General features: G+C 57.3%; 29 protein-coding genes and 1 tRNA gene. 23 read left to right on the top strand and 7 right to left on the bottom strand.

Features of this window, described 5'->3' with window-relative positions; translation table 11 throughout:
• Positions 1-28: 28 nt before the first annotated feature.
• Genes HZ99_RS07170 through HZ99_RS07140 form a run of 7 tightly spaced genes read left to right on the top strand, consistent with a single transcriptional unit; the run spans position 29 to position 6,995 of the window.
• Positions 29-988, top strand: coding sequence for a sugar ABC transporter substrate-binding protein (locus HZ99_RS07170; RefSeq protein ID WP_038442022.1), 960 nt, complete (start codon positions 29-31; stop codon positions 986-988).
• A gap of 58 nt (positions 989-1,046) precedes the next feature.
• Positions 1,047-2,600, top strand: a complete 1,554-nt coding sequence (locus HZ99_RS07165) for a sugar ABC transporter ATP-binding protein (protein WP_038442021.1) — start codon at positions 1,047-1,049, stop codon at positions 2,598-2,600.
• Positions 2,597-3,574 carry an ABC transporter permease gene (locus HZ99_RS07160; RefSeq protein WP_038442020.1) on the top strand — a complete coding sequence of 326 codons (978 nt, stop codon included), beginning with the start codon at positions 2,597-2,599 and terminating at the stop codon, positions 3,572-3,574. The genes HZ99_RS07165 and HZ99_RS07160 overlap by 4 nt, the downstream gene beginning before the upstream one ends.
• 3 nt (positions 3,575-3,577) lie before the next feature.
• Positions 3,578-4,600, top strand: coding sequence for a LacI family DNA-binding transcriptional regulator (locus tag HZ99_RS07155; RefSeq protein WP_038442019.1), 1,023 nt, complete (start codon positions 3,578-3,580; stop codon positions 4,598-4,600).
• Positions 4,601-4,622: 22 nt separating this feature from the next.
• Entirely contained in the window at positions 4,623-5,540 is a 918-nt protein-coding gene (gene rbsK / locus HZ99_RS07150) for a ribokinase (protein WP_038442018.1), read from the top strand.
• Entirely contained in the window at positions 5,537-5,938 is a 402-nt protein-coding gene (gene rbsD / locus HZ99_RS07145) for a D-ribose pyranase (protein WP_038442017.1), read from the top strand. Before rbsK ends, rbsD begins: the two co-directional genes overlap by 4 nt.
• A 28-nt stretch (positions 5,939-5,966) precedes the next feature.
• Positions 5,967-6,995: a nucleoside hydrolase gene (locus HZ99_RS07140; RefSeq protein WP_038442016.1), complete on the top strand. Its 1,029-nt coding sequence runs from the start codon at positions 5,967-5,969 to the stop codon at positions 6,993-6,995.
• Between the two features lie 19 nt (positions 6,996-7,014).
• Here the strand turns inward: HZ99_RS07140 and HZ99_RS07135 are convergent, their stop codons facing one another.
• Positions 7,015-7,227 carry a hypothetical protein gene (locus HZ99_RS07135; RefSeq protein WP_038442015.1) on the bottom strand — a complete coding sequence of 71 codons (213 nt, stop codon included), beginning with the start codon at positions 7,225-7,227 and terminating at the stop codon, positions 7,015-7,017.
• 135 nt (positions 7,228-7,362) lie between these two features.
• On the opposite strand from HZ99_RS07135, the gene HZ99_RS07130 reads away from it, so the two are divergent.
• Both HZ99_RS07130 and HZ99_RS07125 read left to right on the top strand, forming a co-directional pair.
• Positions 7,363-7,668, top strand: a complete 306-nt coding sequence (locus tag HZ99_RS07130; RefSeq protein WP_038442014.1) for a hypothetical protein — start codon at positions 7,363-7,365, stop codon at positions 7,666-7,668.
• Between the two features lie 149 nt (positions 7,669-7,817).
• Complete coding sequence (locus HZ99_RS07125) at positions 7,818-8,138, top strand: I78 family peptidase inhibitor (protein WP_038442013.1); 321 nt, start codon at positions 7,818-7,820, stop codon at positions 8,136-8,138.
• A gap of 70 nt (positions 8,139-8,208) precedes the next feature.
• Here HZ99_RS07125 and HZ99_RS07120 read toward each other — a convergent pair whose 3' ends face one another.
• Together HZ99_RS07120 and HZ99_RS07115 are read right to left on the bottom strand one after the other, a co-directional pair.
• Positions 8,209-8,421, bottom strand: a complete 213-nt coding sequence (locus HZ99_RS07120; protein ID WP_007905882.1) for a cold-shock protein — start codon at positions 8,419-8,421, stop codon at positions 8,209-8,211.
• Positions 8,422-8,710: 289 nt separating this feature from the next.
• Positions 8,711-9,022 carry a hypothetical protein gene (locus HZ99_RS07115; RefSeq protein WP_038442012.1) on the bottom strand — a complete coding sequence of 104 codons (312 nt, stop codon included), beginning with the start codon at positions 9,020-9,022 and terminating at the stop codon, positions 8,711-8,713.
• A 351-nt stretch (positions 9,023-9,373) separates the two neighbouring features.
• Between HZ99_RS07115 and thrS the strand changes: the two genes are divergently transcribed.
• The 10 genes from thrS (at position 9,374) to HZ99_RS07065 (ending at position 17,165) form a co-directional block, all read left to right on the top strand.
• Complete coding sequence (thrS, locus tag HZ99_RS07110) at positions 9,374-11,296, top strand: threonine--tRNA ligase (protein ID WP_038442011.1); 1,923 nt, start codon at positions 9,374-9,376, stop codon at positions 11,294-11,296.
• The gene (gene infC, locus HZ99_RS07105) at positions 11,296-11,847 is read left to right on the top strand and encodes a translation initiation factor IF-3 (protein WP_169851780.1); all 552 of its coding nucleotides are present in this window, start codon (positions 11,296-11,298) and stop codon (positions 11,845-11,847) included. Before thrS ends, infC begins: the two co-directional genes overlap by 1 nt.
• A 60-nt stretch (positions 11,848-11,907) precedes the next feature.
• Positions 11,908-12,102: a 50S ribosomal protein L35 gene (rpmI, locus tag HZ99_RS07100; RefSeq protein ID WP_002553160.1), complete on the top strand. Its 195-nt coding sequence runs from the start codon at positions 11,908-11,910 to the stop codon at positions 12,100-12,102.
• A gap of 29 nt (positions 12,103-12,131) precedes the next feature.
• Positions 12,132-12,488, top strand: a complete 357-nt coding sequence (gene rplT, locus HZ99_RS07095) for a 50S ribosomal protein L20 (protein ID WP_003174975.1) — start codon at positions 12,132-12,134, stop codon at positions 12,486-12,488.
• A gap of 109 nt (positions 12,489-12,597) precedes the next feature.
• A complete protein-coding gene (pheS, locus tag HZ99_RS07090; RefSeq protein ID WP_003203624.1) occupies positions 12,598-13,614 on the top strand; it encodes a phenylalanine--tRNA ligase subunit alpha in 1,017 nt (338 codons plus the stop codon).
• Positions 13,615-13,640: 26 nt separating this feature from the next.
• Complete coding sequence (gene pheT / locus HZ99_RS07085; RefSeq protein ID WP_038442010.1) at positions 13,641-16,019, top strand: phenylalanine--tRNA ligase subunit beta; 2,379 nt, start codon at positions 13,641-13,643, stop codon at positions 16,017-16,019.
• A gap of 3 nt (positions 16,020-16,022) precedes the next feature.
• Positions 16,023-16,325, top strand: a complete 303-nt coding sequence (ihfA, locus tag HZ99_RS07080) for an integration host factor subunit alpha (protein WP_002553164.1) — start codon at positions 16,023-16,025, stop codon at positions 16,323-16,325.
• Positions 16,306-16,662: a MerR family transcriptional regulator gene (locus HZ99_RS07075; protein WP_003174972.1), complete on the top strand. Its 357-nt coding sequence runs from the start codon at positions 16,306-16,308 to the stop codon at positions 16,660-16,662. Before ihfA ends, HZ99_RS07075 begins: the two co-directional genes overlap by 20 nt.
• A gap of 90 nt (positions 16,663-16,752) precedes the next feature.
• A tRNA-Pro gene (locus tag HZ99_RS07070) sits at positions 16,753-16,829 on the top strand.
• A 51-nt stretch (positions 16,830-16,880) separates the two neighbouring features.
• Positions 16,881-17,165 carry a hypothetical protein gene (locus HZ99_RS07065; RefSeq protein WP_144243160.1) on the top strand — a complete coding sequence of 95 codons (285 nt, stop codon included), beginning with the start codon at positions 16,881-16,883 and terminating at the stop codon, positions 17,163-17,165.
• A 348-nt stretch (positions 17,166-17,513) separates the two neighbouring features.
• Here the strand turns inward: HZ99_RS07065 and HZ99_RS07060 are convergent, their stop codons facing one another.
• The 3 genes from HZ99_RS07060 to HZ99_RS07050 form a co-directional block, all read right to left on the bottom strand.
• The gene (locus HZ99_RS07060; protein WP_051903109.1) at positions 17,514-17,969 is read right to left on the bottom strand and encodes a YybH family protein; all 456 of its coding nucleotides are present in this window, start codon (positions 17,967-17,969) and stop codon (positions 17,514-17,516) included.
• A 160-nt stretch (positions 17,970-18,129) separates the two neighbouring features.
• Entirely contained in the window at positions 18,130-19,044 is a 915-nt protein-coding gene (locus tag HZ99_RS07055; protein WP_038442008.1) for a LysR family transcriptional regulator, read from the bottom strand.
• 2 nt (positions 19,045-19,046) lie between these two features.
• Entirely contained in the window at positions 19,047-20,360 is a 1,314-nt protein-coding gene (locus HZ99_RS07050; RefSeq protein WP_080727684.1) for an AraC family transcriptional regulator, read from the bottom strand.
• On the opposite strand from HZ99_RS07050, the gene HZ99_RS07045 reads away from it, so the two are divergent.
• From HZ99_RS07045 to HZ99_RS07030, 4 genes are all read left to right on the top strand, one after another.
• A complete protein-coding gene (locus tag HZ99_RS07045) occupies positions 20,359-21,429 on the top strand; it encodes a porin (protein ID WP_051903104.1) in 1,071 nt (356 codons plus the stop codon). The two genes, HZ99_RS07050 and HZ99_RS07045, sit on opposite strands and share 2 nt — an antisense overlap.
• 40 nt (positions 21,430-21,469) lie before the next feature.
• On the top strand, positions 21,470-22,882 hold the full coding sequence (locus tag HZ99_RS07040; RefSeq protein WP_051903103.1) for a purine-cytosine permease family protein: 1,413 nt from the start codon (positions 21,470-21,472) through the stop codon (positions 22,880-22,882).
• 138 nt (positions 22,883-23,020) lie between these two features.
• Positions 23,021-23,812, top strand: coding sequence for a cyclase family protein (locus HZ99_RS07035; RefSeq protein WP_038442007.1), 792 nt, complete (start codon positions 23,021-23,023; stop codon positions 23,810-23,812).
• A 3-nt stretch (positions 23,813-23,815) separates the two neighbouring features.
• On the top strand, positions 23,816-25,426 hold the full coding sequence (locus HZ99_RS07030; protein ID WP_038442006.1) for a phytoene desaturase family protein: 1,611 nt from the start codon (positions 23,816-23,818) through the stop codon (positions 25,424-25,426).
• Between the two features lie 124 nt (positions 25,427-25,550).
• Here HZ99_RS07030 and HZ99_RS07025 read toward each other — a convergent pair whose 3' ends face one another.
• The gene (locus HZ99_RS07025; RefSeq protein WP_051903101.1) at positions 25,551-26,066 is read right to left on the bottom strand and encodes a VOC family protein; all 516 of its coding nucleotides are present in this window, start codon (positions 26,064-26,066) and stop codon (positions 25,551-25,553) included.
• Positions 26,067-26,091 lie beyond the last annotated feature (25 nt).

Raw genomic sequence — 26,091 nt, 5'->3', positions numbered from 1 at the left:
ACAATAATCATAAGATCGGAGTGAACCCATGAAGCTGCCATTCGCTGGACGTCTTCTTGCTGTCGCTGTGCTGGCTGCTGTATCTGCTGCCCTGCCTCTCTCCTCTGCATTCGCTGATGACACCGCCGCCAAGCCCAAGGTCGGGCTGGTGATGAAATCCCTGGCCAATGAGTTTTTCGTCACCATGCAAGACGGTGCCAAGGACTATCAGAAAGCCCACGCCGCCGATTTCGACATGATCACCAACGGGATCAAGAACGAAACCGATACCTCTGCCCAGATCGATATCGTCAACCAAATGATCCTGGCGAAAGTCAACGCTATTGTCATCGCGCCCGCCGATTCCAAGGCACTGGTCAATGTGCTGAAGAAAGCCTCCGATGCCGGGATCAAGGTGGTCAATATTGATAACCGTCTCGACCCCGGAGTGCTGAAAAGCAAAAGCCTTGAGGTGCCCTTTGTCGGGCCTGATAACCGCAAGGGCTCGCGCCTGGTCGGCGAGTACCTGGCCAAGCAACTGGCGAGCGGCGACAAGGTCGGGATTATCGAAGGTGTGCCGACGACCACTAACGCTCAGCAACGCACTGCCGGGTTCAAGGATGCGATGGATGCGGCGGGCATGAAGATTGTCTCTGTCCAGTCTGGTAACTGGGAAATCGACCAGGGCAACAAGGTCGCGGCTGCCATGTTGAGCGAATATCCGGACCTCAAGGCGCTGCTGGCCGGCAACGATAACATGGCGTTGGGCGCCGTTTCCGCCGTGCGTGCGGCCAGTAAGGCCGGCAAGGTCCAGATAGTGGGCTATGACAACATTGCCGCAATCAAGCCGATGCTGCAGGACGGCCGAATCCTGGCCACCGCCGACCAGGCGGCTGCACAGCAAGCGGTGTTTGGTATCCAGAATGCGCTGAAATTGATCAAGGGCGAAAAAGTCGAGGCTGTGGACGGTGTGATCGAAACGCCGGTAGAGCTGGTCCTCAAGCAGTAATCCCTGATTGCGCAGCACTGCGCCCGCTCGCACTGAGCGGGCGCCTGGAGATTTTCCTATGTCATCTTCCGCACCGGCCACAGTCCTCTCGGTCAGTGGTATCGGTAAGACCTATGCCCAGCCCGTCCTGTCCGATATCACCCTGGCGCTCAATCGCGGTGAGGTGTTGGCGTTGACCGGTGAGAACGGCGCAGGCAAAAGCACCCTGTCGAAGATCATCGGCGGCCTGGTTACACCAACCACCGGCCAGATGCAGTTCAATGGCCAGGACTATGCCCCGACCAGTCGGACCCAGGCGGAAAAGCAAGGGGTCCGCATGGTGATGCAGGAGCTCAACCTGCTGCCGACCCTGACCGTGGCCGAAAACCTGTTCCTCGACAATTTGCCCAGCCGCGGTGGCTGGATCAGCCGCAAGCAACTGCGCAAGGCCGCGATTGAGGCCATGGCACAAGTGGGTCTGGACGCCATCGACCCGGACACCCTGGTCGGCAGCCTGGGCATCGGCCATCAACAGATGGTCGAGATCGCCCGCAACCTGATCGGCGACTGTCATGTGCTGATCCTCGACGAGCCGACAGCGATGCTCACCGCCCGCGAAGTCGAGATGCTGTTCGAGCAAATCACCCGCCTGCAGGCGCGGGGCGTGGCAATTATCTACATTTCCCACCGCCTGGAAGAGCTGGCCCGCGTGGCCCAGCGCATTGCGGTGCTGCGTGATGGCCAATTGGTGTGTGTCGAGCCAATGGCCAATTACAACAGTGAGCAACTGGTCACGTTGATGGTGGGGCGAGAACTGGGTGAGCACATCGACCTCGGCCAGCGCGCCATCGGCGCACCCGCCTTGACGGTCACGGGCCTGAGCCGCTCGGACAAGGTGCGTGATGTGTCCTTTGAAGTGCGTGCCGGTGAAATCTATGGCATCTCGGGATTGATCGGCGCGGGCCGTACCGAATTGCTGCGCCTGATCTTCGGTGCCGACCTGGCCGACAGTGGCACCGTAGCCCTTGGCTCGCCGGCCCGCGTGGTGAGCATTCGCTCGCCGGTGGACGCGGTGGGCCATGGCATTGCGCTGATTACCGAGGATCGCAAGGGCGAGGGGCTGTTGCTCAGCCAATCGATCAGCGCCAACACAGCCCTGGGCAATATGGCGAAGGTGTCCAGCGCTGGCCTGGTCAATGGGCGTGATGAAGCGGCGCTGGCCAAGCGGCAGATTGATGCCATGCGTATCCGCAGTTCCAGCCCGGCGCAGTTGGTGTCCGAACTCTCGGGCGGCAATCAGCAGAAAGTGGTGATCGGCCGTTGGTTGGAGCGCGATTGCGCGGTGATGTTGTTTGATGAGCCAACCCGTGGCATCGACGTGGGTGCCAAATTCGATATTTATGCGCTGCTTGGCGACCTGACCCGCCAGGGCAAGGCACTGGTGGTGGTGTCCAGCGACCTGCGCGAGCTGATGCTGATCTGCGACCGCATCGGCGTGCTGTCTGCCGGGCGGTTGATCGAGACCTTCGAGCGTGACAGCTGGACCCAGGATGAATTGCTTGCTGCCGCGTTTGCCGGCTATCAGAAACGTGATGCGTTGCTCAATGAAGCGGCGCCCAGGACAACCCCATGAAAACAGCAACTCCCACCGCCAAAGCCGGCGGCAACTTCTACGGCCTGGGCACTTACCTGGGGCTGGCCGGCGCCTTGCTGGCCATGATTGCGCTGTTCTCGGCCCTGAGCAGCCACTTCTGGTCCTATGACACCTTCAGCACCATCGCCAACCAGATTCCTGACCTGATGGTGCTGGCGGTGGGCATGACGTTCATTCTGATCATCGGCGGCATTGACCTGTCGGTGGGCTCGGTGCTGGCCCTGGCCGCATCTGCGGTCAGTGTGGCGATCCTCGGCTGGGGCTGGAGCGTAATCCCGGCGGCGTTGCTTGGCATGGGCTGCGCGGCACTGGCCGGGACCATTACCGGCTCGATTACCGTGGCCTGGCGGATTCCGTCGTTCATTGTGTCCCTGGGCGTGCTGGAAATGGCCCGTGGTGCGGCCTATCAAATGACAGGGTCGCGCACCGCCTATATCGGCGACGCCTTCGCTTGGCTGTCCAACCCAGTGGCTTTTGGTATTTCGCCGTCATTCATCATTGCACTGTTGGTGATTATCGCCGCCCAGGCGGTCCTGACGCGGACCGTGTTCGGTCGCTACCTGATCGGCATCGGCACCAATGAGGAGGCGGTGCGCCTGGCGGGGATCAATCCAAAACCCTACAAAATCCTGGTATTCAGCCTGATGGGGCTGTTGGCTGGGGTGGCGGCCCTGTTCCAGATTTCTCGCCTGGAAGCGGCGGACCCGAATGCAGGTTCAGGCCTTGAATTGCAGGTGATTGCCGCCGTGGTGATTGGCGGCACCAGCTTGATGGGCGGGCGTGGCTCGGTGATCAGCACCTTCTTCGGGGTGCTGATCATTTCCGTACTGGCGGCCGGCCTGGCGCAGATCGGCGCGACCGAGCCGACCAAACGGATCATTACCGGTGCCGTTATCGTGATTGCAGTGGTGCTGGACACCTACCGCAGTCAACGCGCCAGCCGGCGGGGTTAATCCATGGCAACCATCAAGGACGTGGCAGCGCTCGCGGGCATTTCCTACACCACAGTGTCCCATGTGGTGAACAGGACGCGCCCGGTCAGTGAGCCCGTACGGCTCAAGGTCGAAGCGGCGATCAAGCATCTGGATTACGTACCCAGCGCGGTCGCCCGTTCGCTGAAGGCCAAGACCACCGCGACCATCGGCCTGTTGGTGCCCAACAGCCTCAACCCGTATTTCGCAGAACTGGCCAGGGGCATCGAGGACTACTGCGAGCGCAATGGTTACTGCGTGATCCTGTGCAATTCCGACGATAACGCCGAGAAGCAGCGCAACTATTTACGGGTGTTGCTGGAGAAACGTGTCGACGGCTTGATCGTCACCTCGGTAGGAGGCGATGACAGTGGCCTGGCCACGGGCCTCAAGGCGGTGCGCACGCCCATGGTTATTGTCGACCGGGGCCTGGAGGGGGTTGATGTGGACCTGGTGCGCATCGATCACGAGCAGGGCGCGTACCTGGCGACTCGCCACTTGCTGGCGCTGGGGCACCGGGATATTGCCTGCATCGGTGGACCGGCGCACACGCGCGTCGCGCAGATGCGCCTGGCCGGCTATCAGCGGGCGCTGCTGGAGGCTGGGATCGCTGTGCCTGCCAGTCGCGTGCTGGAAAGCGATTTCACCAGTACCGGCGGTTATGCGGCGGCGGTGCAGTTGCTTGCAGACAATCCGCCCAGCGCGATATTCGCTGGCAACGACATGATCGGTTTCGGTGTGTTGCGCGCGGCCGCCGAGCGCAACCTGCGAGTGCCTGCCGAGCTGTCGGTGATTGGTTTTGATGACATTCAAATGAGCCGCTATGTCTATCCCGCGTTGACCACCGTAGGCCAGTCGATCCTGCAATTGGGAGAGACGGCGGCGGAGCTGTTATTGCGACGGATTGCGACTCCGCAATTGCCGGCTGACCAGCGCATTGTCACGCCGAGCATTGTCTTGCGTGAGTCAACGGCGCCGTTGGCTGCCGTGTTTGCCTCAAACCGCTGAACGAATTGATGAGTATTGATGTATGCCAGCAAAAGTAGTGGTAGTAGGCAGCTTGAACATGGATTTGGTGACCCGCGCCAGCCGGCTGCCTCGCGGCGGTGAAACCCTGGTCGGCCAGTCGTTTATTACTGTGCCGGGCGGCAAGGGCGCCAATCAGGCGGTCGCTGCGGCGCGTCTGGGGGCTGCCGTTGCAATGATCGGTTGTGTGGGCAGCGATGCTTACGGCGCTCAACTGCGCGATGCGTTGTTGGTGGAGGGGATCGACTGCCAGGCGGTCAGTGAGGTGGAGGGTTCCAGTGGCGTCGCGCTGATTGTGGTCGATGACAGCAGTCAGAATGCAATCGTGATTGTGGCCGGCAGCAACGGCCGGCTGACGCCCGCGTCGCTGCTGGCGTTCGATGCGGTGCTACAGGCGGCCGAGGTGATTGTCTGCCAGCTCGAAGTGCCGATGGACACCGTGGGGTATGCCCTCAAGCGCGGTCGTGAATTGGGCAAGACGGTGATCCTCAATCCAGCGCCCGCCAGCGGCCCGCTGCCAGCAGACTGGTATGCCGCGATTGATTACTTGATCCCCAACGAAAGTGAAGCGTCGGCCTTGAGCGGTGTCGCGGTTGACTCCCCGGATGCAGCCAAGCTCGCAGCGACGCACCTGATAAAGGCCGGGGCGAGCAAGGTGATTGTCACGCTTGGCGCGCACGGTGCGCTGTTCGCCGATGATCAGGGTTTCGAGCATTTGCTGGCGCCCAACGTCCGGGCCGTGGATACCACGGCGGCGGGCGACACCTTTGTCGGTGGCTTTGCCGCGGCGCTGGCCAACGGCCAGAGCGAGGCCGAGGCCATCCGGTTCGGCCAGATTGCGGCGGCCCTGTCGGTCACCCGTGCCGGGGCGCAACCCTCTATCCCTACGTTGCTTGACGTTCAAGGCTTTGTTCGCCCATGAAAAAGACTCCATTGCTCAATATTGCTCTGTCGCGGCTGATTGCCTCTCTTGGCCATGGCGACATCCTGGTGATCGGTGATGCTGGCCTGCCAGTGCCGCCGGGTGTGGAGTTGATCGATCTGGCGCTGACCCAGGGCATTCCGGATTTCATCAGTACCCTGCGCATTGTGCTTACGGAGATGCAGGTCGAAAGCCACGTATTGGCAGAGGAAATCCTGCTCAAACAGCCGCCGGCACTGGCTGATCTCAACGCGTTGGACCAGGGCGACCTGGGCCAGCGCCGCTTGCTCAGTCATGAGGCGTTCAAACAGCTCAGCCGCAAAGCGCGCGCGGTGGTGCGTACTGGCGAGTGCCAGCCCTACTGTAATATCGCGCTGGTGTCTGGCGTGACTTTCTAGCATTTCCCACAGTGACAAGGAGTGCGCCATGCAACATAGAACCCCAACCCTGCGACATCTGTTTCGGAGTGTGCTGCTTTTGTCCGTGCTAACTGCTGCAAGCGCCCAGGCGGCGGAAAAAATCGACCTGATCATTGATACCGATCCGGGTGCTGACGACGTGGTGGCGCTGCTGTTTGCGATGGCGTCGTCGCAGGAGTTGAACATTCGTGCGTTGACCACGGTGGCCGGCAACGTGCGGCTGGACAAGACTTCACGCAATGCGCGATTGGCCCGTGAGTGGGCAGGGCGTGAAGAGATTCCGGTGTATGCCGGCGCGCCGCAGCCGCTGCTGCGCACGCCGATCTATGCCGAGAATATCCATGGCAAGGAAGGCATTTCCGGGGTCACCGTAAACGAGCCGAAAAAAGGCTTGGCCGAAGGCAATGCAGTCGATTACCTGATCAAGACCTTGAGCACTGCCAAGCCCCATAGCATCACCATTGCTATGCTCGGCCCTCAGACCAACCTGGCACTGGCGCTGACCCAGGCGCCGGAAATCACTCAGGGCATCAAGGAAGTGGTGGTCATGGGGGGCGCGCACTTCAATGGCGGCAACATTACGCCGGTGGCTGAGTTCAATCTGTTTGCCGATCCGGTGGCTGCTGAAATAGTGCTTAAAAGTGGCGTCAAGCTGACCTACCTGCCGCTGGATGTGACTCACAAGATACTCACCAGCGAAGCGCGGCTGAAGAAGATCGCCGACCTGAACAATAATGCCGGCAAGGTGGTAGGCGATATTCTCAACGAATACGTCAAGGGCGATATGGAGCACTACGGTATGTCGGGCGGTCCGGTGCACGACGCTACCGTGATCGGCTACCTCCTCAAGCCCGAGCTGTTTAGCGGGCGTCAGGCCAATATGGTGGTCGATAGCCGCGAAGGCCCAACGTTCGGCCAGACCATCGTCGATTGGTACGATGGCCTCAAGCACGACAAGAATGTGTTCTGGGTGGAAAACGGCGATGCCCAGGGCTTTTTCGACCTGCTCACAGAGCGCCTGGCGCGCTTGAAGTAAGGCGCCTGCCGGTCGGTGCCTATTCGCGTAGAGGGTCTTCGATCCCCATATGGTCGGCCGGGTATTTCTCCAATACCTGGCCGATAAAGGCCTGCGCGGCCTGGGTCCCCAACTCCTTGACCAGCAGGTCTATGCCAATGATTGCCAATTCTTCCGGGCTGCCTGGGCTGTAGGCGCTTTGCCCCTGGGGCCACTTGGCTTTGATATCGGCATTGATGGTAACGATGGTCATCGGGTTCTCGCGGCTCGCAAAGGCTGGACTGGCCAGCAGAGTTAAGCATTTTGCGCAGCGTTTGGCACTGCTACTTAGGCAGGAGGGGAGCGCTATGCGACACTGGCACTCTGTTTAATTGCCAGGACAAGCCACGTGCACATCGATTTGACCAACCCCAAGAGCCTGACATTGGAAGCTGTGCGCCAAATGATTGCCAGTGCCAGCGACGATCAGCACACTCAATTGCGGGTGACCAAGGCAGGCATCGCCTATATCTCTTCTTGTGTGGTGGGAGGGATGGAAGTCAACGGTCTGCTGTTTCGCCTGGAGACCTGGGCGGCAGGGTCTGGCTATGTGGGCCGGGTGGCGGCCAGCGATGAAGTGTGGGTGATGCAGATTTTCAATGCATTGAAGCAGAACTGGCCGAATCCGCCGTTCGACTACATCGACGTCTACTGACGCTCATTCATATCTGGTGACGATTGATTCATCAAGCCTTGACGCCGAGTCAGGCAGACTCGCCTACGGTCAATTGTGACAATTCTGAAACCAATTGGCTAAATCACGGTCGCACGATCTCTGTCCATTTTTTTATCAAAGGAGGCTTCATGCCTTGGAAGCTCGCGTCATTCGGTACCTTATTGGCGGCAGCCGTGTTGGCGGGTTGCAGCACTTCCGGTACCTCTGAGCCGGCCAAAGACACGGCTGTAGCCGAGCCTGTTCATACCCGTTGTGAATCGAAGGCTGCGGAATTTGCCATTGGCCAGAAAGCCTCGCCGCAATTGCTGGAGCAGGCCCGTACCCGCGCTGGTGCGCAGAATGCACGTATTCTCAAGCCCAACGATATGGTGACCCTTGAGTACCGCTCCGATCGCCTGAACCTCAATACCGATGACAACCTAGTGATTACCCGCGTCAACTGCGGCTGATCACGCGCGTTTTGCATCGCCCATAAAAAACCCCGTCACATGGACGGGGTTTTTTTGATCGGCGTAGAGATTACTCTGCGCGAACCTGTGCAGCTTGCATACCCTTTTGGCCTTTCTCAGCCACGAAGGAAACGGTTTGGCCTTCTTTCAGGCTTTTGAAACCGTCGCTTTCGATAGCTTTGAAGTGTACGAACAGGTCGTCACCGCCACCTTGAGGAGTGATGAAGCCGAAGCCTTTTTCATCGTTGAACCATTTAACGGTGCCGGTTTGGCGATTAGACATGGTGTATCTCCAAGAAACATATATTTTCAGTAGTGCTGTGCTGCTCAGGCCAACTGGGCACACCGGGCTATCATAGTCGAAATGTTCGGCTTGGGAGCCCCCCCAAGGCACTGTTTGCTAATCAATCGCGTTTTCTTCAGTGTCTTGTCTGGCTGTAAGCCCCGGTTTACGGGGCTTTGCTGCGAAATATCAGCTGGTAAAAAAAGCCGTAAAAGCTATGTAAATTGTGAGAAATAGCAGTTTTCAGAGGGTTTTCAGGCCTTTTTTGCGGACTGATTTCTCGCCGCGCTTACTTTTTCTTCACGACCTTGCACGACGAAATAGCCGCGACTGCTTTGTTTTTAAGCTCCGGGCTGGCGTTCTGGTTGGTCATGAGCTCTTTGATTTCGGCAGTGCTCAATTCGGCGTTGATCTTGTCCGCACCACATTCGCAATGGGCTTTGGCGGTTTTGACGTCTACATTCTGGCTGGCGGCTGCACTGCAATCGCTGACGAAGCTGTCGCGAGCACCTGCAGGCCAGTTGGAGGGCGCGGCGGCTTGTGCACCAATGGAGAACAAAGCCAGGGAAGCGGCAAGGGCGAAGATCGAGGTGCTGCGCATGGTGAGATGCTCCTTGAGTCGATATGACGGACGGCGATTTTCAGTGTGTTTGAGGCCTGTCGTACAGCTCAAGTTCACTTTTGGCGGTAAAAGCCTGGAGTTAGTCGTTACCAGGCCGTAGAGGAACACCCTGACCGTTCATCTGTGCTAGCATCCACGACCTGGCTTTTTTCTCGCCAGGTCCCTTTATGTTTAACTCCAGTCACTCTGGTTCGATTATCGGTTGGCCGAAAGGCTCCTGCCGCTGTAAGGCAGGCGTTCAGCAATGAGCGGCCTGGTGTTGGATCTTGTACTGGCTCATCCCAACCCACGTGACCTTTGGTAGGGGTCACCACTAGGAGAGGAGGCGCCATGCCAACTATTACTCTTCCCGACGGCAGTCAACGTTCATTCGATCATCCGGTTTCCGTAGCCGAGGTCGCCGCATCCATTGGTGCTGGCCTGGCCAAGGCCACCGTGGCCGGCAAGGTCGACGGCAAGCTGGTTGACGCCAGCGACCTGATCACCGCCGATGCCAGCCTGCAAATCATCACGCCCAAGGATCAAGAGGGGCTGGAGATCATTCGCCACTCTTGCGCGCATCTGATTGGCCATGCGGTCAAGCAACTGTACCCAACCGCGAAGATGGTGATCGGCCCGGTCATCGACGAAGGCTTTTATTACGACATCGCCTACGAGCGTCCTTTCACTCCGGACGACCTGGCGGCCATCGAGCAGCGCATGCACGCGCTGATCGAGAAAGATTACGACGTCATCAAGAAAGTCACGCCGCGCGCCGAAGTGATCGATGTGTTCACCGCCCGTGGCGAAGATTACAAGCTGCGTCTGGTGGAAGACATGCCGGACGAGCAGGCCATGGGCCTGTACTACCACGAAGAATATGTCGACATGTGCCGTGGCCCGCACGTGCCGAACACACGTTTCCTCAAGTCGTTCAAGCTGACCAAGCTGTCCGGTGCCTACTGGCGCGGCGACGCCAAGAACGAACAACTGCAACGGATCTACGGTACCGCCTGGGCCGACAAGAAGCAGCTCGCGGCCTATATCCAACGCATCGAAGAAGCTGAAAAACGCGACCACCGCAAGATCGGCAAGCGCCTGAACCTGTTCCACCTCCAGGAAGAAGCGCCGGGCATGGTGTTCTGGCACCCGAACGGCTGGACCCTGTACCAGGTGCTTGAGCAGTACATGCGCAAGGTTCAGCGTGACAACGGCTATCTGGAGATCAAGACTCCTCAGGTGGTTGATCGTAGTCTGTGGGAGAAATCCGGGCACTGGGCCAACTATGCCGACAACATGTTCACGACCCAGTCGGAAAACCGCGACTACGCCATCAAGCCGATGAACTGTCCATGCCACGTGCAGGTGTTCAATCAGGGCCTGAAGAGCTACCGCGAGCTGCCGATGCGCCTGGCCGAGTTCGGTGCCTGCCATCGCAACGAGCCATCGGGTGCGCTGCACGGCATCATGCGCGTGCGCGGCTTCACTCAGGACGACGCCCACATCTTCTGCACAGAAGAGCAGATGCAGGCCGAATCCGCCGCGTTCATCAAGCTGACCATGGATGTTTATCGCGATTTCGGCTTTACCGAAGTGGAAATGAAGCTGTCCACTCGTCCGGAAAAACGCGTCGGCTCCGACGAACTGTGGGATCGCGCCGAAGCTGCATTGGCCGCAGCGCTAGACAGTGCGGGCCTTGCGTACGACTTGCAGCCTGGTGAGGGTGCTTTCTACGGTCCGAAAATCGAGTTCTCGCTGAAAGATTGCCTTGGCCGTGTCTGGCAATGTGGTACCTTGCAGCTCGATTTTAACCTGCCGATCCGTCTGGGAGCCGAATACGTCTCCGAAGACAACAGCCGTAAACACCCGGTTATGCTGCACCGGGCGATCCTTGGCTCGTTCGAACGGTTCGTCGGGATCCTGATCGAGCACTACGAGGGCGCGTTCCCTGCGTGGCTGGCTCCGACTCAGGCAGTGATCATGAATATCACTGATAAACAGGCCGATTTTGCCGCTGAAGTTGAAAAAACACTCAACGAAAGCGGATTTCGTGCCAAGTCCGACTTGAGAAATGAAAAGATCGGCTTTAAAATCCGCGAGCATACTTTGCTCAAGGTTCCCTATCTTTTGGTTATTGGAGATCGGGAAGTCGAGATGCAGACTGTCGCTGTGCGTACTCGTGAAGGTGCTGACCTGGGCTCAATGCCCGTCGCCCAGTTCGCTGAGTTCCTCGCGCAAGCGGTTTCCCGGCGTGGTCGCCCAGATTCGGAGTAATTATTATTAAGCGTGAAATGAGACAAGATAAACGAGCTGCACCGAAAGCCCCGATCAACGAGAATATCTCGGCACGCGAGGTTCGGTTAATTGGGGCTGAGGGTGAGCAGCTTGGGATTGTGTCAATTGAAGACGCGCTTCTTAAGGCTGAAGAAGCCAAGCTCGATTTGGTGGAGATTTCCGCCGATGCTGTACCTCCTGTCTGCAAGCTGATGGATTACGGCAAATCGATCTTCGAAAAGAAGAAGCAGATTGCCGCAGCCAAGAAAAACCAGAAGCAGATCCAGGTTAAAGAAATCAAGTTTCGTCCAGGGACGGAGGAAGGGGATTACCAGGTAAAACTGCGCAACCTGGTACGTTTCCTGAGTGATGGGGACAGGGCCAAGGTATCCTTGCGATTCCGCGGCCGTGAGATGGCCCACCAGGAGCTGGGTATGGAACTCCTCAAGCGGGTTGAAGCTGACCTGCTGGAGTACGGTTCCGTCGAACAGCATCCTAAGATGGAAGGACGCCAGCTGATCATGGTCATCGCCCCGAAAAAGAAGAAGTAATCAATAGGGCACGGCAGGCCTTCTGATTATGTTTATCAACTGAATGCGGAGTATCCGAACATGCCAAAGATGAAGACTAAAAGTGGTGCTGCTAAGCGGTTTCTGAAAACTGCTAACGGTATCAAGCACAAGCACGCTTTCAAGAGCCACATCCTGACCAAAATGTCGACCAAGCGTAAGCGTCAACTGCGCGGTAGCAGCTTGCTGCATCCGTCTGACGTGGCAAAAGTCGAGCGCATGCTGCGCCTTCGTTAATTTTGGATCAAGAATAGAGGAAGTAACTCATGGCTCGTGTAAAGCGTGGCGTCATTGCCCGTAAGCGTCACAAAAAAATTCTGAAACTCGCTAAAGGCTACTACGGCGCGCGTTCACGCGTATTCCGTGTTGCCAAGCAAGCGGTAATCAAGGCAGGCCAATACGCCTACCGTGACCGTCGTCAGAAAAAACGTCAGTTCCGCGCTCTGTGGATTGCTCGTATCAATGCTGGTGCTCGTGTTAACGGTCTGTCCTACAGCCGTTTCATCGCTGGCCTGAAAAAAGCGTCCATCGAAATCGACCGTAAGGTTCTGGCTGAACTGGCCGTGAACGAAAAAGCGGTGTTTGCTGCGATTGTCGAGAAAGCTAAAGCCACCTTGGCTTAAGTACCCCCGACAGTCACCCTGGATTACTCCTGTAGCCCAAGGTGGTAAACGTCATAAATAGGGGAAGAGCCTTCAAGCTCTTCCCCTATTTTGTATCTGGAGTCTGTACATGGAAAACCTGGACGCGCTGGTCGCTCAAGCTCTTGAGGCTGTGCAAAGCGCTGAAGATATCAATGCCCTGGAGCAAATCCGGGTTCACTACCTTGGCAAGAAAGGTGAATTGACTCAGGTGATGAAGACCCTGGGCAATCTGCCGGCCGAAGAGCGTCCGCAAGTCGGTGCGCTGATCAACGTTGCCAAGGAGCGTGTCACAGAGGTTCTCAATGCGCGCAAGGCGTTGTTCGAGGAGGCCGATCTTGCGGCCAAGCTCGCCGCTGAGTCCATTGACGTGACCCTGCCTGGCCGCGGCCAGACCTCAGGCGGCCTGCATCCGGTTACCCGGACTCTGGAGCGTATCGAGCAGTTCTTCACCCACATTGGCTACGGCATCGCCGAAGGCCCTGAGGTCGAAGACGATTATCACAACTTCGAGGCGCTCAACATCCCAGGTCATCACCCGGCCCGGTCGATGCACGACACCTTCTATTTCAATGCGAACATGTTGTTGCGCACCCATACCTCCCCGGTACAGGTCCGCACCATGGAGTCGCAGCAGCCGCCGATCCGCATTGTCTGCCCAGGCCGTGTGTACCGTAGCGACTCCGATATCACTCACTCGCCGATGTTCCATCAGGTCGAAGGCCTGCTGGTTGATCGCGACATCAATTTTGCCGACCTCAAAGGCACCATCGAAGAGTTCCTGCGGGTATTCTTCGAAAAAGAGCTGGCAGTACGTTTCCGCCCATCGTACTTCCCGTTCACCGAGCCATCCGCAGAAGTCGATATGGAATGCGTGATGTGCAGCGGTAAAGGCTGCCGTGTCTGCAAGCAGACAGGCTGGCTGGAAGTCATGGGTTGCGGCATGGTTCACCCCAACGTGCTGCGTATGTCCGGGATCGACCCGGAAGAGTTCTCGGGCTTTGCCTTCGGCATGGGCGTTGAGCGTCTGGCCATGCTGCGTTACGGCGTGAACGACTTGCGCCTGTTCTTCGACAACGACTTGCGGTTCCTCGCGCAATTTCGCTAGTCGTAACGAACCTTTAGGAGAGCAGGATGAAATTCAGTGAACAATGGCTGCGTGGCTGGGTCAGCCCGCAGGTAAATCGCGATGAGCTGGTTGCTCGTCTGTCGATGGCCGGTCTTGAGGTCGATAGCGTTACGCCGGCCGCCGGTGTTTTCAGTGGTGTAGTGGTGGGCGAGGTGCTGAGCACCGAGCAGCACCCGGACGCTGACAAGCTGCGCGTGTGCCAGGTCAGCAATGGTGCGCAAACCTTCCAGGTCGTGTGCGGAGCGCCAAACGTGCGCCCGGGCCTGAAGATTCCGTTTGCGATGATCGGTGCCGAGCTGCCCGGCGATTTCAAGATCAAGAAAGCCAAGCTGCGTGGCGTCGAGTCCAACGGCATGCTGTGCTCCCAGGCGGAACTGCAGGTTGGCGAAGGCAATGATGGCTTGATGGAGCTGCCGGCTGATGCACCAGTTGGCCAGGACATCCGGGTTTACCTGGACCTGGAAGACGCCAGCATCGAAGTCGATCTGACCCCGAACCGTGGCGACTGCCTGTCTCTGGCGGGCCTGGCTCGTGAAGTGGGGGCGCTGTACAACGCACCAGTCACTCGTCCAGTGGTTGCTGCGGTGCCTGCGGTACACGATGAAGTACGCCAGATCGAAGTGTTGGCGCCAAATGCGTGCCCGCGCTACCTGGGCCGTGTTATCCGCAATGTCGATTTGTCTCGGCCAACCCCACTGTGGATGGTCGAGCGCCTGCGTCGTGCCGACGTGCGCAGCATTGATGCAGCTGTCGACATCACCAACTACGTGATGCTGGAGTTGGGTCAACCGCTGCACGCCTTCGACCTTGCCGAGATTAACGGTGGGATCCGTGTGCGTATGGCCGAGGAAGGCGAAAAGCTGGTCCTGCTTGATGGTCAGGAAGTCACCCTGCGTAGTGATACGCTGGTGATCGCTGACCACTCCCGTGCCCTGGCCATTGCCGGCGTGATGGGCGGTGAACACAGTGGTGTATCCGCGACGACCCGTGACGTATTCCTTGAAAGCGCGTTCTTCGACCAGATAGCTGTGGCGGGTAAGGCCCGCTCCTACGGCCTGCACACCGATGCCTCGCACCGCTACGAGCGTGGCGTGGACTGGCAACTGGCCCGTGAAGCCATGGAGCGCGCCACCGGCCTGTTGTTGGAAATCACTGGTGGTGAAGCGGGCCCGATCATCGAGACTGTCAATGAGCAGTACTTGCCGTCGATTGCACCGGTGACTCTGCGCGCTCAGCGCGTCGAGCAAATGCTCGGCCTGGTGATCGAAGAGGCGGAAATCGTCCGCCTGTTGACCGGGCTTGGCCTGGGCATCAGCGGTGACGGGGCAGGGCAGTGGCGTGTAGAAGTGCCAAGCCATCGCTTCGATATCAGCCTTGAAGTCGATCTGATCGAAGAGCTGGCCCGCCTGTACGGCTACAACCGCCTGCCGGTTCGCTACCCGCAAGCGCGCCTGGCCCCGCAACCCAAGGCCGAAGCCCGTGCACATCTGCCGGAACTGCGCCGTCTGCTGGTCGCCCGCGGTTATCAGGAAGCGGTGACCTACAGTTTCATCGATCCCAAGCAATTCGAGCTGTTCAACCCTGGTGTCGAGCCGCTGTTGCTGGCCAACCCGATCTCCAACGATATGGCGGCCATGCGTTCGTCCCTGTGGCCAGGTCTGGTGAAAGCACTTTCCCACAACCTGAACCGCCAGCAGGACCGCGTGCGCATGTTCGAAAGTGGCCTGCGTTTCGTCGGTCAACTGGACGGCCTGAAGCAAGAGCCGATGCTGGCTGGTGTGGTCTGCGGTAGTCGCCTGCCGGAAGGTTGGGCACAGGGTCGCGATCCGGTGGACTTCTTCGACGTCAAGGCCGACGTCGAAGCTGTATTGGGCTTTGTTGGCGCGCTGGATGCCTTCGCATTTGTCCCTGGTAGCCATCCGGCATTGCATCCGGGCCAGACTGCACGTATCGAGCGTGAAGGCCGTCTGGTCGGTTTTGTCGGTGCTATCCACCCTGAACTGTCGAAAACCCTCGGTCTTGACCGTCCTGTTTTCGTCTTCGAACTGGTATTGGCTGAAGTTGCTGCGGGCAAGATGCCTAAATTCAGTGAACTGTCGCGTTTCCCGGAAGTGCGCCGTGACCTGGCCCTGGTGGCGGATCGTGACGTAGCGGCCAGCGCTGTGCTGGAAGTAATCCGAGAAAATGCAGGCGAATGGCTGACGGACCTCAGGCTATTTGACGTCTATCAGGGTAAAGGCATTGATCCGCATAGAAAAAGCCTTGCAGTTGGCTTGACCTGGCAGCATCCATCGCGCACTCTTAATGACGATGAGGTGAATACCACGACGCAAAATATCCTCACCTCGCTCGAACAAAGGTTGAACGCCACGTTAAGGAAGTGACGTATGGGGGCTTTGACGAAAGCTGAGATGGCGGAACGTCTGTACGAAGAGTTGGGTCTGAACAAGCGCGAGGCCAAGGAATTGGTCGAGCTGTTTTTTGAAGAAATCAGGCACGCTCTGGAAGACAACGAACAGGTCAAATTGTCCGGTTTCGGCAATTTTGACCTGCGGGACAAACGCCAGCGGCCTGGCCGCAATCCAAAAACGGGAGAAGAAATCCCGATCACGGCTCGCCGTGTGGTCACCTTTCGTCCAGGGCAGAAGTTGAAGGCCCGAGTTGAGGCTTATGCTGGAACCAAGTCATAACGACGAACTACCCGTCATCCCAGGCAAACGCTACTTCACCATCGGTGAAGTCAGCGAGCTCTGTGCGGTAAAACCGCACGTGCTGCGCTATTGGGAGCAGGAGTTTCCTCAACTCAATCCCGTCAAACGCACCGGGAACCGTCGGTATTATCAGCGCCAGGATGTGCTGATGATCCGACAGATCCGCGCGTTGCTGTACGATCAGGGGTTCACCATCAGCGGCGCACGCCAGCGTATGTCCGGTGATGAAGCCAAAGACGACACCACCCAATACAAACAACTGATCCGCCAGATGATCTCCGAATTGGAGGATGTGTTGGTGGTTTTGAAAAAGTGAAACAAACCTTTAAAATACTTCCACATTTCAAATGCTTGCGGTATATTCCTGATCGCTTCATTATGAAGCGAACCCAGTTTCACGCCTAGTCGGGGCGTAGCGCAGTCCGGTAGCGCACTAGCATGGGGTGCTAGGGGTCGAGTGTTCGAATCACTCCGTCCCGACCATATTTTCTTAGTAAAATCAGACACTTAAGCCGATCAGCTAGATCGGCTTTTTTGTGCCTGCGCAAAACCCGCGCAAAACTACCTGTAAGCGCGCGCCGGATTTGGCACCGCCTTGCACGATGTTTGGCATCGTCAAAACAGGCCGGCTGGGTCCTCCTTGATATTCCGGCTGACGATCAAGACTTCCTTCGCATCCGTGCCCTTGCCATCCCCGACGGTTTACTTGAGGTCGGTGTTTTCGATGTGAAAACCAGCGAACAAAATTATCACTTTTTGCCACTGATCAATATTGTTGAGCTCTTGCTCGGTAACCGGCTCAACTTCTTACTGTCCTGAGAAGATGAGCAGCGATATGGCGATACCCTATGGTTTTAGGGCTCTGAACGTGTTCGCTAGTATCCGCATGGGGATGACAAACACAGGCTTCGCCAGTCGCTGTGCGCGCCTGCTTCTTTTGGAAGAGGATCCATAGCTGTTGTATCTACGCAGCCCTGCGTCAGGCTGATTCTTCTGAGTGTGTGAACGGGCCCGGTCACGGGCCCGAATGACTCTATTGTTTTTGCTGGCCGGACTGTTTGTTGCGGATTAACAACCCAGGGTCAGCCCACAGATAAATTAGTCTGCGTCCACGGGCAGAAAAGGCCTGTGTCTATTGTCTTGGTAAAAACTCCGCAGTGTTGCGTCTCAGGGTGACTGTGGGGCGACTCCAAATGGGTTATCAATGGCGTAGCCCCAGCTCCCGTCAGCACGTTTGGCGGCGACATCAGCGCCAGTACCGGAGAGATCTACAGGATTGCCTTGCGGGTCTGTGCCTTTTATCGACCAGTCGGAAATGATAAGGGCGGTTTCCTTGTTCTGATAAATTTGCCGAACGACCATTTTGATCGGAACCTTCGGTGCCATGAATTGGGTGAGCGCTCCACGGATCTGTTCTGAAGTGTTGAGGCTTACACCGGGAGACGGGACAAATATCGAGCGTGAGTCATACAAACGCATCAAGCCATTCAAGTTATTGGCGTTGAACTCTTTTTCAAAGGTCTGTGCAACTTGCAGTGGGGTTTGTGGGAGCGGTTGTGCATAGGAAAAACCAACGAATAAGAATGTTAATAAGGCAAGGGTTATATTTTTCAGGGTTGTCATTTTGATCTCCAATACCGTTTGATGGTTTTCAAGTGGCATTGAAGAGTGTGATGAGTTTTTGATGCATGAAAAACAGCGGTTTACTGAAGGCTATTTTAAATATTGCTTAATAACCAGGAAGGCAAAATCCCTGCCTTTACAGATGACCCGACCACAGGCTTCACGCCAGGTCTTGCGGGGTCAGGTGCAGCCCCTTGTCCGACTTCATTGTTTCAAAGGCCCAGTCGGCAAAGTTGCGTACGCGTGTGGAGAGATGTTTTTTGGTTGGATAAACAATGTGAATCGGCCGTGGGGTGAAATGCCACTGTGGGAGAATGGGCACCAGCGTTCCCTCCTGGACATGGGTTTGAACCGCAAAAGGCGCTCCGGGGCAGGCACCACTCCCGGCAATACAACTTTGGATCGCTATTTCCGGATCATCAAACAGCATGCATTCCTGTGCCCTGATGTCCACGGCATCGTGTTTCGACATTAATCGCCATGCTCCCTTTGCGTTGAGCCAACTGATTTTGCGGGCCTTGGTCAAGTCTTCAGGCGTCACTATAGGGCCGTGTTCATCAAGGTAGCGCGGCGCTGCATACAGGCCTAAATTCACATCGCAAACATGTTTTGCCACCATTTCCGAATCGTCCAGGTGCCCGCCTCGTATGGCGCAGTCGATGCCTTCTTCGGTCAAATTGCTTATACGATCGCTGCTTCTGAGGCTCAGAGAAATATTCGGGTGTTGCTTATAAAACGCTTCCAGGCGCGGAGCGATGATCCAGTGGGCAACGGACCTCAAAGCGTCGACACGTATTTTTCCTGAAACATGCGTGGGGTTTGTGCTGAGCGAACCTTCAAGTTCTTCGACCGCTTCCAGAATAGCCAGACATTTTTCGAAGTAGATGTGACCATCTTCGGTGAGGCTTTGCGCCCGTGTTGTCCGGTTCAGCAGTCGTACGCCCAATACTCGTTCAAGGTCAGTGATCCGCTGGGAGATCCGAGCGTTGGGTAGGCCCAGAGCCACGGCGGCTCGGGTGAAACTGCCGGTTTGAACGACTTTGGCGAATGTCGCCATTGCAGTGAGTTTATCCATGCTCAAGTTTGCCGATGAGTGACGATTGCGTCGGGTTCTTTTGACTGGCGATGCTTGGCTGTGTGGCTTGGGCATTCACCAAAAAACTTACGGTAGTCTGAAGCAAAGCGCCCCAGGTGGGTGTAACCCCAGTCCATGGCGATCCTTGATATTTGTGAGTTGGAGCGATCGCGCATGATGGTCTTCCTGATCTCCCCGAGGCGGTAGCGGCGGATGTAGAACATTGGAGGCACGCCGATGTGTTTTTTGAACCCCTTGAACAGGGTGAGCCGGGAGACGCCACTGCTCGCGACGATGGCATTGAGCTTGATCTCTTCCTTGGCATGGCGGTGGATAAAGTTGATGGCCCGTTGAAGAAAGCCGGGGAGGTTGGCCTGAAGGACCTTGTTCAGGGCACATGAGTAATTATTGGGCTGCGCCAGTATCAGCCCTTTGACCAAGACAGATTCTATTTCACTGGCCAGCCCCTGGTGTTCCAGATAACTGTCGGCGTGACAGGCTTCATCGATAAAGTGTCGTGCCATTCTCCACCAGCCCGCCGATGTGCCGAGCGTACTGCTCATGCTCGGCACAAATTGCAGGTCTTCCTGGATCGGCCGATGCAGAAGGCTTTCCAGGTTCGCGCGCATTAACGACCGTGGAATCACGATTTGGATTTTTTTGCAGTCGCCGGATAGATGAAGTTCCTGGTGGATATTGGAGGAGAGGATCAGCCCGTTGTGCTGATCGGACACAATGCTCTGATGTGCACTCTCCCATCGCTGGTGGCCTTGAATGGGAAGTTCAACACTGTAGCTTTGCAACGTGTCTTGTGCGTCGACGCTGACAGTGAGGTCGGTGCCATATTCGATATAGCCGACCGTGGCGGCTTGCAATAAGCGGAGCGTGTGCCTGAAGTGGATTCTGTCTGGCGAATGTACATTCAGGCTATGGGGCCCGAACAGGGTCGTCATCCACGACTGGGCCCTCTGCGAATCGCAGAATTCAATGTGAGTTATCGGGTGGTTGAGTGTGCCGGTCTGTGGCTTTAATGAGCTCATCGTAAATGACCCTTGGCGTGCGCGTATAAGCACATGACTTTTAACATGCCGGCCAACAGCGGAAATTAACCAAGGTTTGGAAAACTGCACGATTAGGATAACCCGTTCTTTTTTTCGGATTTCGTTGTCTTTAATGAATACGGGATGGATAAAAATATTGGATTGCCGGGATAGCGACGACGCAGCACCGTCGACTTTAATTGCCCGGCAGTCGGGTAGTACCGCCTGCTTAAAATAAAAAATGCTCGAAAAACAATAAAAGCAGGGGCGAAGCATGAAAGGTGTCGGGTGTGTATCGTTATTATTTTTGGTATGTGGTCAAAGCGTTGCAGATGACTTTTTCAAACCCTATATATTGACTGATATCGGCTGGAGTTCAACCAGTAATATTAATGGTGAACAACAGTATCATTATCAGGAGGGGCGGCTGGCCCCTAACTTTATTGGCATCAAGGCCAGAAAGGAATTGGGCAATGGTTATGCCGGGGTGCTAAAGGTCGAGTCCGGTTACTCTTTGCAGGATCTGAAAATAACCGGTGATGGGCTTTTCTCCCGGCAGATGTTTGCGGGTTTGGATTCGGACTTCGGCCAGGTCACCGTGGGGAAGCAATGGGATTTCATGTTTGAGACCCTGGCGGTTGATCGATGGGGCGAGAAGCTTCGTAACGTGCCTTTGCTGCAGTTGCAAGCGGGGCCCTTTTTCAACCTTGGGCTGCCTACTGGTTCGATTGACTATAACCGGGTGGCCGCCGGATTTCCCACGGACAGGGCCGTCAAGTACCTCAGCCCTGACTTCAACGGTTTCAGCTTCGGCGTCATGCATGGGGATGGAGACCCTGGCAGTAATATCCGCTATGGGAAAACCCGCAGTTTCAGTGTCAAGTATATCCAGTCACCGCTTCGCGTAATGGCCGCCTACACTGACTCGCGCCATCGAGCCATCAATCGTGGGCGTGATGGTATACGTAACTACGGTGTGGGTGCCGCCTACGATTTTTCTTCGTTTATAGGCGACGCGCTGTATACCCGCACAGAAAACACGTATAGCCATGGCGCTATCGATTCTTACGCGATTGGCGCGCTCGTCCCCGTGACTACTCACTCTTCGTTATATGCCAATTACATGTATCTGAAGGGTAATGCCAGGCTCAATAAAAACATGGCGAATCAAGTGGGCGTTACCTACGACTATCGCTTCAACAAGAACTGGGATGCCTATGTTTCTGCGGTATATCAAATTACCGGTGGCGATGATCAAAGTGCCTATATCTCGGGCGCCTACGGTGTTTCCAGCGACCGAGAACAAAGTGTGCTGCATGTGGGTGTACGGTTTTACTACGAATAATAAGTCTGATTTTAAATTGGACATTTCTTGAGGACGTTTTATGGCTTCTACTCAATCCACGACTGACGATCACTCCCTGAGCCCCGTGCCCGAAGATGCCCGGCATGGCTGGTTGCAGTTGTCCTGGAGTACCACCGGTATCGTGACGACATTGATACAGATATTCATCGGCGCACTGGTGACTTTTGTGGCGGGTATCTGGATGGGGGTGCTGGCCGGGCTGCTGGTGACGGTCGTGGGGGCTCTGCTGGGATGGGGGGTGGGCCACGTCGCTTATAAAACGGGCTTGGCCAGCTCCATGTTGGCTCGTCAGCATGGTTTCGGACGACGAGGATCAGCTGTCGTGGCCTTGACGTTCGGTTTCATGATCATAGGGTTCATCGCGCTGGAAAACGCTCTGCTTTACAAGGGGCTGATTTTTTGGCTGGACCTTGATGACACCCTGTGGCTGCAAGTGCTTGTCTACACCGTGATGACGGCGGTGTGGGTCCTGCTGACGGCCTTCGGGTTTGAACTGGTCTCGAAAGTGGCGTCCTATACCCTCATCGCGTTTCTGCTGTTGCTGGGCTACATGCTGTTTGACGTGATCCATTCATCAGGCCAGAACTGGAGCGATGTCGTGAGTTTCGGGGCGCAGTTCCCTGAGGAGGTCCTGGTCAAGATGGGGGCCGATACGCCATGGGGCAAGTTTGGCTTTTGCGTGAATGTGCTGATCGGCTCTGCCGGCGCGCTGGCCTTGATTGATGGGGATCTGGGGCGTTATGCGCGATCTTCCCGGGATGTGTTGATTGCTGCTTTTTTTGGCAACCTGTTCATGGACATCGTCATGCTCTTGGTCGGTGCGATTCTGATGTACGCCGGCACCGAGCAATTGGTCAGCTACTACGTTTCGCGGGGGGTGCCCCATGCCGATGCCGTCCAGACGGTACTGCAAAGCCCCGATAGCGTCGCAGCGGCATTTATTGTGTTTGGCGGGTCGCTGGGCGCGGTGCTGCTGTTTCTGGCCCAGGGAAAAGCCCAGGTGCTCAACACCTATAGTTCCTCGTTATCCCTGACCAACCTGTTTGACGTGACAATCGGCTGGCGGCCTGGGCGCTTGACCTTTGTCATCCTGTCCAATGTCTTGGCGTGTCTGATGCTGGTCGGTTCGATCCTCGATTGGGTCAATGGCTTCATTACCGTGCTCGGCGTACTGACCACCTGTTTCGCCGGCATCATCATCGCCGACTATTTCTGGGTCGCGCCGCGGCGCATGCAGGTTGGCATCGTCGAGATCAATTGGCCGGGGCTCATTACCGTGGCCGTCGGTTTTGTCTTGGCGCGCTATGGGGTCAAGGCCTGGATGCCGATTGAGTTTGTGACCTCGCTGCTCTCGTCATTTTTGCTCTATCCGCTGCTCAGTGTGCTGATGAGCAGCAAGCCCGTGATTGACGGCGAAGTACGACGCAGCTAAATCAGGGCAACGAACGCCGGGCGATAAAACAAGCATTCACCGGATAGCCAGAGCGAGGTCTGGATAGGCGCTCGCCGGCTTTCACGCCCATAGTCAAGGCATCGCGTTACCTTCAATCCAATGGCCAGAGGTCCCTGAATGGCAACCCCAACTACAACTCTATTGCCTGCACTGACAGCACAGCTTGCGTGCGGCGGGATACGTGTCATCGACCTGACACAAACCCTGTCGCCTTCCTTTCCGAGCCTGCAATTGCCTGCGCAGTTTGGCCAGGTCGCGTCGTTCAAGATCGAGCGCATCTCGCTCTACGATGAGTCCGGGCCTGGCTGGTACTGGAACAACTTTACCTGTGGTGAGCATACCGGCACGCACTTTGATGCCCCCGTGCACTGGATTTCCGGGCGCGATTGCCCCGATAGCAGCGTCGACACCATTGCTGTGGAGAACTTTATTGCACCGGCAGTAGTGATAAATGCCAGTGCCCAGGTGCTTGCCAATGACGACTGGCTGTTGACCGTGCCGTTCCTGATGGAGTGGGAGCGGTGTCACGGCCCAATCCCCAAGGGCGCCTGGGTGTTTTTGCGCACCGACTGGTCGCACCGGGCACATGATGCGGCGGCTTTTCTCAATATGCGTGAGGATGGTGCGCATACCCCAGGCCCGACCCGCGAGGCCGTCGAGTGGCTGATTGAGCAGCGCGATGTGCACGGTTTCGGTGTCGAGACCATCAATACCGACGCCGGCCAGTCCTACACCTGGCCGTTGGCTTACCCTTGTCATACGTTGATGCACGGTGCCAACCGCTATGGTTTGCAATGCCTCAAGAACCTGGATCAGTTGCCTCCTCAGGGGGCGTTGATTATCTCTGCCCCTCTGAAGATCGAAGGCGGCTCCGGCAGCCCTTTACGCGTCTTGGCACTGGTGGAGTAGGGGATGACGGCACAAGCGGATCCTCAGGTTATTTTTGTCGGCAGTGGGATTAACTCCCTGGTCGGTGCAGCCCTGCTGGCCGTGCGTGGCAAGCGCGTGCTGGTGTTGGAGCGCAATGATCGGTTTGGCGGCTGTATCCGTACCGAGCAGCTGTTTACCGGCTACCAGCACGAAGTCTTGTCATCATGGCACCCGCTGTTCGTGGGCAGTGCGGCCTACGCCGAGCTCAGGCCTGCGCTGGAACAGGCTGGGCTGGAAGTGCTGTCCAGCGAGTACTCCACCGGCCTGGTGCGACCGGATGGCGCTGGCCTGGCCCTCAAGGCTGACCTGGCTGATACGGTGCGCCGGCTCGATGCACTGGAGCCAGGGGATGGCCAGGCCATAGCGCTGATGGCCGGGCATCTGTTCGGCCGGGATGCGGCCTTGACCTTTGGCCTCCTGGGTAAAAACCCTTACGGGCTTGGCCTGCTCCGCTTGCTGTTCAGTGAGTGGAGAAAACGTGGGCTGGATGGCTTGATGGCATTTACTGCCGAGGCCCTGGAAAGCTTTCGTCGCTGGTCTGAGCGCACAGTGCGCTCGGACACCACCCGAGCCTTGATTGCCCCCTGGACCCTGCATTCGGGCCTGGGGCCGGATGATGCGAGCTCGGCGTTGATCGGCAAACTGACCTTTGCCTCGGTGGTCAATGGAGGAATGCCGGTGATCAAGGGCGGTGGCATCCGCCTGGTCGAGGCGCTGGCGCAGGTCATTGTGGTCAATGGCGGGCAATTGCTGGCCAATGCCCATGTCGAGCGTGTGCTCGTCGAGGGGCAGAAGCGCAAGGCGCGGGCCACGGGGGTGCGGTTGTCCGATGGGCGCCATTTTCAGGCCCGTGACGCGGTGGTGTGCAACGTCACCCCCCAGCAGCTTTACGGTGGATTGCTGGTAAATGCCCCGCCGGCGCTGCGCGAGCGTGCCCAGGGTTATCGCTATGGCCGTGGCGGTATGCAACTGCACTTTGCCCTGAGTGCCCCGCCGGCGTGGCGAGAAGCGGAATTGCTCAAGGTGCCTCTGGTGCACTTGACCGAGGGCATGGAGCAAGTCTGTGCCTCGGTGACCGAGGCCAACAACGGCTTGTTGCCCGCAAGGCCGACACTCGCCATCGGCCAGCCGGTGGCGGTCGATCCTTCGCGCGCTCCGACAGGCGCCTGGATCTTGTGGGTGCAGTTGCAGGAACTGCCCTCGCGCCTGAAGGGGGATGCGGCGGGTGAGATTGCAGTGCCCGCAGATGGCCAATGGAACGCGGGGGTGCGTGAAGCCTTCGCTGACCGGGTGCAGGCTCGCCTGGAACGGATCATGCCGGGCTTGGGCGGGTTGATTGTGGGCCGGCGGGCCTATTCACCGGCGGACCTCGAAGCGCTCAATTGCAACCTGGTGGGAGGGGATCCTTATTCGGGGATTTGTTCGCCGGATCAATTCTTCTGGCTGCGACCATTGGCCAGTACCGGGCAAGCCCGCGGCAACCGCACGCACGTGGGGAATCTGTTTCATATCGGCGCCTCAACCCATCCGGGCCCAGGGCTGGGGGCGGGGTCGGGTACCCTGGTGGCCAATGAGATAGCGCCCGTCAGATAGCTGTTTGGCTGGGTTGGCACTTGGGGCTCCGCCGTCAGGGCGCAACCCCAAGTGATCGTCAGCGCAGCAACGAGCGCATGCACATGCCCAAAGACCACTAGAGCGCGACGTAGAGGCTCATGCCTTAAAGAGAAGAGGGCACAGGGTCGCCAGCTTGCTCCCACATGCTGACATAGGGGTGTGAGCAGAACTCGATGATCGTTCCCCAAGGATCCTGGCAGTAGGCAATCTCATGGCCCTTGTGCGGGTTGATCATCAGGACACCGCTGCGATCCTTGCCTCCTGCTGCCACGACACCCGCGACCGCCTGGGCGACATTGACGGCGGTCAGGCCCATATGGTTGTAGCCGCCGAGCCAGAACTCGAAGTTGTTCTCGTTGGGCTGTGACGGTGTCGCTTTGAACTGGAAAAGCTCCAGTCCGATGTTGTCTGGCGTCGCCAGGTGGGCAAAGCGGAACTGTTCGAATCCCTTGCCGTAGATGGCTTGAGCCGCTTTACCCAGCTCACTGCCATGCTCACTGACCTCCAGGGGGCCGGCGAGCAGGCGAAAGCCCAGTGTGCTGACGTACCAGCGGATTGCAGCCTCCAGGTCGGGAACCGTGAGCCCGAAATGGGGGGCTGTAACTGTTTGAGTAATCACATTGAATCCTCCAGTGGGAGAAGGG

Source organism: Pseudomonas fluorescens, from assembly GCF_000730425.1.
Classification (GTDB): Bacteria; Pseudomonadota; Gammaproteobacteria; order Pseudomonadales; family Pseudomonadaceae; genus Aquipseudomonas; species Aquipseudomonas fluorescens_X.
Note: the sequence above shows the minus strand (reverse complement) of the source record. Positions and strands in the feature narration are given on the sequence as shown.